The sequence below is a fragment of the Streptomyces sp. NPDC037401 genome, from assembly GCF_055602345.1.
Genome location: NZ_JBVJWO010000071.1, coordinates 1 through 9865 on the forward strand (window position 1 = coordinate 1; position 9865 = coordinate 9865).

Sequence of the window (9865 nt, forward strand, 5' to 3'; positions counted from 1 at the left end):
GTTGCACGAGTTCCCACTCGGCATCGGACAGTTCATGGCGACGTATCACGACACCATGATCCACAACCCAAGATCACTTTGACGACAGCCCCTAGCCCCGACGCCCGCCGCCGACTGCCCCGACGACCTCCTCACCGCCGCCGAAGCCGCTCCCCTCCTCGGATACACCTCCACCGCCAGCTTCACCAGCGCCCTCGCACAGAAACGCTTCCCCGAACTCCTCGAGCCGGACGCACTCATCACCGGCGCCCGCGGGCGCCCCCGCCGCGCATGGAAACGTCACCGCATCACCGCCGCCACCAAGCGCCCCGGGCACACGGCGGTGTAGCCCGTTGAGGCGGTGCGTGCCGCCCCGGCGGTCACCCGTGCGGCGAAGGGGCCTGAGCGCGCTGCGTTCCGGCCGGCGAGCCGGAGGAACAGGGCCAAAGCAGGGTTGGCGAGGCTCTTGGCCAGCCACACTCACCACGTGTGGGTGGGGGTCAGCGACCGCGGGGCGGTCTAGCGTCGGTTTCTGCGCCTGCGGATGGTGGTGGCGCGTCCGGAGCACCAGCGGGAGCAGTACACGCGGGGGCGGCGGGCGGAGTCGGGCAGCGGCTGTGCGCAGACCGGGCAGTGGCCGACCGCGATGACGGGGGCCAGGCGCTCAAGGAGGTCGTGCGCCTGGTCCTCTTCCTCTTGCCCGTACGGGATCGCGTCGGCCTGGCAGCCGGCGAGGAGTTCGGCGACGACGGTGCGCAGGGCGGGCAGGTCGCGGCGGCAGGTGCCGAGGAGGTTGAGGTACTCCTCCACGGGCCAGCTGGCGAGGACGCCGGAGCGGGTGAGGTAGAGGCTCAGGGTGTCGATCCGGTAGCGGTCGGCGGTGTCGAGGAGCAGGTAGCCGAGCAGCTGGTTTGCGGTGTGCTGGGACAGGCCCCGGACGAAGGGGTGCTTGGTGCTCTTGAAGTCGAGCAGCAGGCCGTCGACCACGAGGTCAGCGTCGGCGGTGATGTTGACGCCCGGGAACGTGGGCCCGCCAGTGCAGTGCTGGGCCTGGGTGCGGGCGCGCAGCGTCTCCAGGGGGCCGGTGGTGGCCAGGTAGAGCTGGTGGACGACGTCGTCGACCATGTCCTGGTTGGGCAGCTGCAGGAGCCGGTCGAGGGTGAAGCCGGCGGGGTCCTCCAGCGCGGTGAGGTAGAGCTGGGTGTAGGTGAATCCGTATGGGTTGCGGGCCATCACCTGGTACCAGGCGGCGGCGAGCAGCATGCGGGCCAGGTCCTCCTCCTCGTCATGGGCGCGGTCCATCGGCAACTCACGGTTGTCGAGGTCGAGGCGGTGCACGGTCTCGACCAGGCGTGCGGCGAGCTCGGTGCCGACCGCGCGCATCCGTAGTCCCGTGCCCCGGCCGATGCCGCCGGTGAGGTCGATGCCGGCCTCCGTGGCCAGGTCCACGGGCGCGGCCGTCGTGAAGGCGAGGCGTAGCCGCTGGTCGATCGCGGTGCCGACGTTGCCGGCCTCCGTGCCGACGCCGGGGCCTGGCAGCAGAAGGTTGTCGGTTTGGTGCTGGGCACGGAAGGACTCGCGCAGCGGCCGCGGGCCGGCTGACAGTTCGCGGTCCAGGAACCGGCGCAGCGGAGTACGGGGGCTGTGGAGTCCGGTGGTGAGGGTCATCCGAAGGTCACCGCCTTGAAGAGGCACCGCCCTCAGGCGGTGGAATCGTCACGGCCGGACGCTACGGACGGGCGCTGACAACGTGTCACCCACATGAGGGAGGCGCCTGTCACCCTCACGGAATCGTTCCCTCGAGCGGGTGACGGAAGCCGGTGCAGCAGGAGAGTGGACCCATAGCCCGAGGGCCCGGAGACGCCAAGCGCGTCCCCGGGGCCTCCTCTACTTCACGTACGCACCCGTTCCACGACGCCCTGAACGCCGCCGGGGTGGTTCGCTACAGGGCGTCGGCGAGTTCTTCGATCCTGTCGGCCAGGTGCTGGGCGGGGCGCAGGACCCGGCTGTGGCCGGATTCCTCGATGGCGTCGACCTTGAGCCGGCGTACGGCCGCGCGCAGGGCTTCGTGTCGGCCGGGTGAGCGGCGAGCGGGTGTACGCGGGAGGACGGGGCCTTCCGCGGTGGCCGCCTGCAGGGCCCAGTGGTCGGCGTCGCGAAGCTCGCCACGGGCCAAGTGGTAGAGATGCAGGCACTGGGCGGCAATGGCGTTGTCCGCGCCGGCGGCAAACCCCCACCAGAACCTCGCACCTTCCCGCTCATACGCCAAGAGCCGGCACACACCGCCGCCGCAGCGACCGCAGGTTCTCCGGCACGTCAGCTGCGGTACCTGGGCCCGGCTCTCCACCGAACCGCCTCGCGCCCGCACACCCGCAGCCTGACCCGCCGCTGTCCCGAAGACCCCTGGGGCGGAGACCCTGAGATCGCCTTCGACTCCGGCCGTGTTCGATGTGAGACCCGATCCGGAGATCTCCGCCTGTCGGAGGGAAGGGAGCCGCCGGAGAATCGCCCAGGCAGCTACCCGCCATCCGCGCGATCGCCGGAAAGCACCACCGCATCCCCGACGAGGACGCTGTCGTCGTCCCAGCGCTCACGAATGCGAGGGCCTGCGTCGCGCAGCGGGACGAGGAAGTCCGCGTCGTTCTCCGCGAGCGCCGCTGCGGCGCGAGCCCAGCTGCAAGAGCGACGAGCCATCTTCACGAAGCTCGCTTGGTCCGTCCTCGCGAGCTGGTCCGGCTCGGGAACCTCCCCAGCGGACACGCCTGGGCTAACCCCGCGAGGGGTTAGCCCAGGTTTGTGGGCTCTGCCCCGCCGCTTAGACTTCGGCAGCTGCTTGCCGCGGGGTGCGTGACCGTGCCGACGAGTCGGCCGGGCAGGCCGTTAACGCGTGCGGCAGTGGCGGGGCATAGCAGGATTCTTCGTCCTTGATCAGAGGACGTCGTCGCCTTCGACGATGGCGAACGCTGCACCCGTGTTCTCGCGCAGGGCGATGCTTCCGTCGGTGCTGTGGACGATCATGTCGGCCTTCCCGTCGACGGTGATGCCGTTGACGGCGTCGGCGAAGTAGAGCCGGCCCTGGCCGGCGTGGCCGAGGAAGTTCGCCCAGCCACTGCTCCATGTCACGCTGCTGCCGAAGCCGCTGCCCAGGTTCGGACGCACCGCAACCGAGCCGTCACCAGCGTGAACGATCATGTCGGCCTTGTTGTCCGCATTGACGTCAGCGAAGTAAAGCCGGCCCTGGCCTTCCTGGCCGGTGAAGTTCGCCCAGCCACTGCTCCAGCGGACTCCTTCTGCGAACAGGTACTTCGGCTGGCCGGGCTGGAAGGCCATTGGGCCCTTGTAGGCACGGCGGACGGTGACGTCGCCGTTGAGGTTCTGGATGATTATGTCAGCCAGGCCGTCGCCCGTGGCGTCAGCCATCTGCACGAACTCGCGCTCTGACTTGAGCCACACCCGGGCAGAGGCGTCCGCGGCGTTGACGGACTGCGCACTGGTTCGCGTTTCCGTGGCGCCGCCCATGCAGCCGCCCTGCCAGGACTTGCTGTTGATACCAACCAGCTCGGCCTTGCCGTCCGTGACGCGGAGGAGCGGACCGCCAGCGTCGCCCGCGCACACCGCCGCGCCACTTTGGCCGGTGACGGCCACAGCATCGGCCTGCACAGCGTCCACCTTGAATGCGCTGCTGTGGATCTTCGACGGCATCCACTGGGTCTTGGTCTGCCCGAAGCCTGCGATCTTCAGAGTCTCGCCTGCAGTGGCGGCGGTGGCGGCCAGCGGCACGGGTGTGATTCCGAATGCAGGCTTCTGAAGTCGGGCCAGCACGAGGTCGCGGCCCTGGTAGGGGACGAGTTCAGTGACTTCGGTTACCAGGCCGCCGGAAGAGAGGAGGTTGTTCCGTCCGATGGTGACGATCGTCTTCTCGGACGGCTTGCCGGGGTCAAGCTGGTCAAGTCCCCGGGTGAAACATGAGGAAGCGGTGAGCACCCACCGGGGGCTGACCAAGGCGCCGGAGCAGCCCCGCATGGCGAGCTCGCTGTTCCCTATGGCGAGTTTGGCGGTGAACGCCAGGGACATGTCACCGGATGGGGCTACGGGAGCTGCGTTGGGGCCGGTAGTGCGGATTTCGATCATGCTGCTGCGCTGGCCACCAGCCTGACCCTCGCCAACACTCGCGTAGCCGTCTTTGGCGAGGGTGACGGTCTTGGAGGTGCCATCTGCCGCAGTGAGCTCGGCACTCAACGGCTGGTCGCCGGCGTCGATGGCGAAGACTCGGTCGAGCTTGAGGGTAAGCACCCCGGTGCCGGCGTGGGACTCGAAGCAGTAGGTGCCCTGACGGTTGACGCTCTCGTCCGCTACGGCCATCACCCGGATTTGCTCGTCGGCCGGGTTGCATTCGGCGAGGGTGATATTGCCGTCGCCTCGGAGGAGCTTGATTCCCCTCTCCGCGAGGATCTGAGCGGCGTTCGGGTAGGAGCCGCCCTCGAAGGCGAACGGCATGTCCGCCGGGGCGGGGTCGGCTGCGGCGGCGGAACCCGACATGGGCGCCGTGAGGGCAGCTGCTGCCATGGTCGCGATGGCCATTCTGGTGGCACGGGAGTGCACCTGTTGTATTCCTTCCGAAGGCAGTCTGGCAGGACTGCGAGAACGCAGGTCTCTGCGGCATTGCCGGGAGGCCTGACTCAGATCAGGAAAAAGATTCCCCGCTGGATCCCCCCTGTCAAACGGCGATGGCGTGACAATGATCACGGCATTTTGCGTACAACCTTTTACCCTGCAGAGGCACCTCAAAACAACTTCAACGACTCCCTCAGATTCCCTCTTGACAGGGCTTCAGGTCCGTGTTCTATCCTCGCTGGATGCCTGGTCAGCGACATGGGGCCGCAGTTGACAACCGCATGGAATATCGCGATGAATATCTCTTCGTTGATTGCGGGATTGTCGATTTGATGCCGCTGCTCCTCGGTTTTTCGAGGGGTTTCTTCAAGCGTGTTGGCCGCGTTTTTTCGTGGCCCCGACGACGAGATGAGCTGACCTTGAGGCGAAGAGATCGCCGAACAAAATCTTCGCGGGCGCTGGTCGGAGCTGGCCCTGCGCTCGGCAGTGCTGGTCTGATGCTGGCACTGGTTGCGGGGCTGCTGGGTGCAGCCCCCTTGGCTGCCGCTGACGAAGTGCCGGCAGCCCTGGCCGACGGCGTCCCCGCCACACCGCGAGGCCGCGTGGTCGACCTGTGGAAGTCCGGCGGTCCCGGCACCAAGGCTGCCGCCGAGGTCGCGCTGACCGGATCCGACGCCGAAGTTCAGCGCTTCCTCAGCCAGGTGGCGCCGGAGGTCACTCACCAGGACGACCGTGTGGCGACCGCCCAGATCGCCAGCGTGGGCGGACAAAATCTGATCGCAGCCGCGCGCGCCGCTCTCGGGGGCACTCCTCAGGAACTACGCGCCTTCCTCACCACCGGCTGGAAGAATCCTCTGGAGCAGGACCAGCGCGTCCGGCTCGCCCAGATCATCGACACGGCCGGTCCGCTGGTGAAGGAAGCGGGCCGGAAGGCCCTCGAGGGGTCCGCTGCAGACGTCCGGAAGTTCCTCGACAAGGGCCGCTACGACTGGCAGGAGCAGGACGAACGCGTTCGGCTGGCCCAGATCCTCAGCGTCGGTGGCCTCAACGTCCGGACTGCGGGGCGGATCGCACTCAATGGTTCCGCCGCCGACATTCGAGAGTTCCTTCTCGTCGGTCAGTACGTGGCACGAAACCGCGACCGAGAGCATGCCACGGTCGCCGAACTGGCCGCACTCGCCAAGGAAGCCGGGCGTCAGGCCAAGCAGGAGACTGCAGCAGCCAAGGCAGACGCCGAGCTCGCGGTCGAGACCTCCAAGCTTGCCAAGGAAGCCGCCGCGAAGGCGGCGGCTGAGACGGCGGACGCACGCGAGAACTCCCAGCTCGCCGCCGCCGCCGCATCCCGGGCCGCCTCGGCTGCCAGCCAGGCCTCGCAGGCCGCGGAAACCGCGGTCGGTGCGGCCCGCAAGGCCAACACCTCCGCCCGTGTCGCGGCCAACGCAGCCGCTAACGCTGCAGCCGCCGCAGCCAGCGCCTCCCAGGCCGCCTCCCGGGCCCGGGGCGCCGCGGCGAACGCTGCAACCGACGCCGCACAAGCCTCAGCAGCCCGTCAGGCCGCCGAAACCGCCCGCGCTGCAGCAAAGGGCGCCGAGGACGCCGCCGACGCCGCATGGGAAGCCGGCAACGCAGCCAATGCCGCGGGCCAGGCAGCAGCTGCCGCCGCCAGCGCGGGCACGAACGCGGCCGCCGCCGCCAACTCCGCCGACGAGGCCAGCCGCTACGCCGATGCCGCCGGCGCCCACTCGGGTGAAGCCTCTTCCGCTGCCTCCCGTACCCGCAAGCAGGCTGCCGAGGCCTCGCGCGCCGCGACCGCGGCCAAGGATCTCGCTGGCGAGGCATCCAGCGCAGCGTTCGAAGCACGCGACGCCGCACGCGAGTCAGCCACCCATGCACGCGAAGCCGCCACTGCAGCCGACGACGCAGCCGAACACGCCGGTGATTCCGCTACGGCAGCAGCCAATTCCACCGCCCATGCCAACGCCGCCACCGCCGCTGCGAACATCGCCACGGCCGCCGTGGCCAAGGCCGAGAAGACCTACGAGCTCGCCCGCAAGGTCGAGACTGAGGAACTGAACACCCGTACCAACGCCGCAGTCGAACGAGCCGCCTTCCTCAAGGCAGCCGAGGACGCAGACACCAAGAAGCGGGACGACCTGGACCAGCAGGTCGCGGACCTGGAATCGGCCCAGCGGCAGTTGGCGGCGGAATCACTGCAGCCAGCCGCAAGCACGGCAGTCATCGTCTCCAGGGCACGCCCCCTCGCTATCCAGACGATGAAGATCGGAGGACCCTGGGCCCGCAACGCAGCTCAGGTCGCCCTCGCCCAAAGCGACGAGCAGATGGCCGAGTACGCCCGTACCGGCTGGTCGAAGGCCATCCAAGAAGACGCCCGCACCGACGTCGAGCGGCTTGCCCTGGACTCTCCGTCCAGGAAGATCCGCACGGGAGCCGAGCAGGCGCTCCAGGCAGGCGGGGCTGCTACGCACGCCTACCTCCTCACTGGCCAGTACGAGGCCGCAGCCGAAGACATGCGCGTGCACATCGCCCGCGTCATCAACGCCGGTGGCCCCGTCGTCCAGGAGCGGGGCCGAGCCGCCCTCCTCGCCAACACGACTGGTTCCTACCGCGCGTTCATCACGCAAGGCGAACGCCTCGCGCGGCAGGAAGACGAGCGCGTCCGCGCAGCCCAGCTCCGCGACACCGCCCAGCAGGGTGAAGAAGTCGTCGCATCGGCCCGTGTCGCGCTCGCAGGCCCCTCCGCCCTCCTGCACTCGTTCATCCAGAGCGGCCAGTACAAGGCCCAGCGCCAGGACCAGCTTGCGGCAGTCCACCGCGCCCGTGTCCAGGAACTGATCTCCGAAGGACGCGCCGCTGCTTCGACAGCCCAGAAGGACGCCGCCCTCGCACGCAAGGTCGCTGCCCTCGCACGCAAGGCCGCCGCCGAAGCAGACGAGGCCGCTCGCCAAGCCGAGGAATCGGCCGAGCAGGCCAGCAAGCACGCAGCTGACGCAGCCGACTCCGCTGCTGCGGCCAAAACGTCAGCCGACAAGGCTGCTGCAGCGGCAAGGACTGCAGAGCAGGCCCGAAAGGACGCCCAGCACGCCGTCGAGCGTGCCGTCCGCTCCGCGACCGCTGCCCAGGGCTCGGCTACGTATGCACGCTACGAGGCAGGCGCGGCCTGGGCAGCCGCCGACCAGGCCCGCGGCAGCGCTCTGGCTGCCGGCAAAGACCAGGAGGCCGCTCAAGCCGCGGCGACGGAGGCATGGACCGTCTCCGTCACGAAGTACCGCGAGGAGGAGGAGGCCTTCCGCCAGATCGAGAACGAGTGGCGGGAAGCCCTGCTTGAAGAGGGCGACGTACCCGAAGCCGCCCCCGACGAGGGCTGGGTCCCCGACTGGCTACAGGAAAAGGGCAATACGGTCGGCATCTACGCCACCGAGATCCTCACCAACACCGACATCCTGACGGGCGGCTTCGAGACCGCACTGAGCATCTACGCCATGGCCGCGGGAACCGGCGGCATAGCCGGAGGCGGAGCCCTGTGCGTCACAGGCGTCGGATGCTTCGCCGGCGCACCCGCGATCGTCGCCAGCAGCGGACTCATCGTGGGCGGCGCCTACGGAGCAGCCGACGGCATCTCCCGCATCGACGAAGGCCTCAGCGTCGCCCTGCGCAACGCACGCGACAAAGCGAACGCCGCACAGAAGGTACAGACCGGTCCCGCTCCGACCCCTAAGGATCTGCCCGCCTTCCCCGGGGCGAAGCGCGCCAAGCCCAAGACACCCGTGCAGGGCGGCGGCGGGCTGCGCGCCCGCTGGAAGGACGCCAAGGGGAAGATCTACGAGCACGACCGCCAGCACGACACGATCGAGATGTACGACAAGAACGGCAAGCACATCGGAGAGTTCGACTACCGGACCGGGGAGCAGACCAAGCCCCGCAACTCCAGCAGGGAGGTCGAGAAATGATCTACTGGATCGCCCAGTACCCCAAAGACGAAGACTTCACCGATGACAGGTGGGACATCTCTCATGTAGGCGAGCAGACCCTGTCCGAGGTGTTCGACATCTCCAACCCCGACCACCTCGGTGACACCTACCTGGTGACCCATGACCACGCCGCCAAGCTGGCGCCCCTCACCGGACTGACGTTCAACTTCGACTCCTACGAGTACTACCTGGAGCCAACGGCAGACTGACCGAGCCCTGACTACGACCGTACGGCGACTGACCCTGGGCGAGCCCCCTGTCGGGCGCTCGCCCAGGGTCAGTCCCTGCCCGGCGACCAGGTACTCGGCAGCGGACCCCACCGCGAGCGTCCGCACTCACCAGCACCGGCCCAAAGTCAGTCCTCCCTGTCGGGTGCAGGACCGGCAACAACGCGCCGGCCTCCCTTCCCACCCTCACGCGACGGCGGGAGGGAGTGCCCGGACCGGGCGCCGGACAGGCCGGCGGCGTAAGCCAGGCGATCGATCACCTCGGCGGCGGCCTCGGCCGTCATCCGCCCGGCCGGGTCGCCGATCGTCCGGCCGCCCCAGGTGATCGGCGGGGCGAGGCGGTCCCAGCGGTCGACCCGGACGAAGAGGGGGCCGCCGCCGCGACGTCCCGCCTCGTCGAGGGCGGCGAGGTAGGTGCGCAGGGCGCGGACCGGGCAGGTGGCGGGGTCGGTGCCGCACAGAATGACGTTGGTGGTATGCCTGCGGACCTTCGTCCGGTGCACGGTAGAGCCGGGCGTGGGGCAGCCAGTCGACGACGACCTGGGCGTCGTCGTTGAGGTAGACCATGACGCCGCCCTGCTCCGCTGGGGCGGTGCCACGTGCAAGCCAGCGGTGGTGAGGTCGAGCCGTATCTGTTCGAGGAAGACCTCGGGGGGGCGATCGGTGGGAGTTCGCCGGCCAGGCGGAGGAGGGCGGCCCCCTTCTCCTCCTGGCGCTGGTACTCGTCTTCGGCCCGGCGGTTCGCTGCGCAGTTCGGCGTCGCTCTTGGGGTCCCGGAACGGGTAGTTGATGCTTGCCATGAAAGGCTGATGGTCGCGGTGGTTTCGACCACTGCGGAGGTCTCATTCAGTCTCCAGGGCACCCAAAAGCAGAATTGGTCAGCCCTGATGAAGCTCATGAAAGACCGCGGGAGGTTCTGATGTTCGAAGAGGAGCAGGATCCGGAAGTCCTGGAACGGCAGCTAAGACCTGTCCCGTAACTGGGCGCCCCCCTTGTCGATCCCGGAGCGGACCCTGTCAGTGGCTGGTGACAGGATCGAGGGGTGCTGATCAAGGG

At 68.7% G+C, this 9865-nt stretch carries 7 protein-coding genes; 2 read left to right on the forward strand and 5 right to left on the reverse strand.

From position 1 onward, the window contains the following. Positions 1–498 precede the first annotated feature (498 nt). The 4 genes from ACZ7H1_RS37055 to ACZ7H1_RS37070 all read right to left on the reverse strand — a co-directional run bounded on the left by ACZ7H1_RS37055 (position 499) and on the right by ACZ7H1_RS37070 (position 4560). A complete protein-coding gene (locus ACZ7H1_RS37055) occupies positions 499–1647 on the reverse strand; it encodes a hypothetical protein (RefSeq protein WP_470792863.1) in 1149 nt (382 codons plus the stop codon). Positions 1648–1921: 274 nt separating this feature from the next. Beyond that, entirely contained in the window at positions 1922–2155 is a 234-nt protein-coding gene (locus ACZ7H1_RS37060) for a hypothetical protein (protein WP_470792865.1), read from the reverse strand. Between the two features lie 341 nt (positions 2156–2496). Further along, entirely contained in the window at positions 2497–2673 is a 177-nt protein-coding gene (locus ACZ7H1_RS37065; protein ID WP_470792867.1) for a hypothetical protein, read from the reverse strand. 234 nt (positions 2674–2907) lie between these two features. Further along, a complete protein-coding gene (locus ACZ7H1_RS37070; RefSeq protein WP_470792869.1) occupies positions 2908–4560 on the reverse strand; it encodes a trypsin-like serine protease in 1653 nt (550 codons plus the stop codon). Between the two features lie 314 nt (positions 4561–4874). On the opposite strand from ACZ7H1_RS37070, the gene ACZ7H1_RS37075 reads away from it, so the two are divergent. Together ACZ7H1_RS37075 and ACZ7H1_RS37080 are read left to right on the forward strand one after the other, a co-directional pair. Then, positions 4875–8561: a colicin E3/pyocin S6 family cytotoxin gene (locus ACZ7H1_RS37075; RefSeq protein WP_470792871.1), complete on the forward strand. Its 3687-nt coding sequence runs from the start codon at positions 4875–4877 to the stop codon at positions 8559–8561. Beyond that, on the forward strand, positions 8558–8791 hold the full coding sequence (locus tag ACZ7H1_RS37080) for a DUF7683 domain-containing protein (protein ID WP_470792873.1): 234 nt from the start codon (positions 8558–8560) through the stop codon (positions 8789–8791). Before ACZ7H1_RS37075 ends, ACZ7H1_RS37080 begins: the two co-directional genes overlap by 4 nt. A gap of 146 nt (positions 8792–8937) precedes the next feature. Here the strand turns inward: ACZ7H1_RS37080 and ACZ7H1_RS37085 are convergent, their stop codons facing one another. Continuing rightward, positions 8938–9312 (reverse strand): site-specific integrase, encoded by a 375-nt coding sequence (locus ACZ7H1_RS37085; RefSeq protein ID WP_470792875.1) that lies wholly within the window; start codon positions 9310–9312, stop codon positions 8938–8940. Positions 9313–9865 lie beyond the last annotated feature (553 nt).